This is a genomic window from Nonomuraea rhodomycinica (assembly GCF_013363995.1).
In the GTDB taxonomy this organism is placed as follows: Bacteria; Actinomycetota; Actinomycetes; order Streptosporangiales; family Streptosporangiaceae; genus Nonomuraea; species Nonomuraea rhodomycinica.
Window position 1 is genome coordinate 1 of record NZ_JABWGO010000079.1, and the last position, 284, is coordinate 284.

Annotated in this window: 1 pseudogene; it reads right to left on the reverse strand. The window is 73.6% G+C overall.

The annotated features are described in order from the left end of the window. Positions 1-265: pseudogene (locus tag HT134_RS44500) on the reverse strand (carboxylesterase family protein); the annotation flags it as partial. Positions 266-284: the final 19 nt, after the last annotated feature.

The following is a 284-nucleotide window of genomic DNA, read 5'->3' on the forward strand; positions in this document are numbered from 1 at the left end:
CGTGACAGGCGCCGAGGACGCCGCCCATGCCGGGGGCCGGCCAGGTCAGCTCGTACAGGTGAACCCGGCCGCGCCGCCGGTGGGCCACGGCCAGCCGGAGGGAAGGCATCCGGAACAACCAGTCGGAGTGCACCAGCTCGTACAGCCGCTCCTCGCCGGCCCCCGGATGGGCGGCTCGGTTGGCCTCGGGATCGGGGGCGAGCTCGCGCAGCGCGGTGGCCGCCTGCTCGGCGGTTATCTGGCCGAGGTCACCGCCGACGGCCATGAACAGCCTATACTCGTCG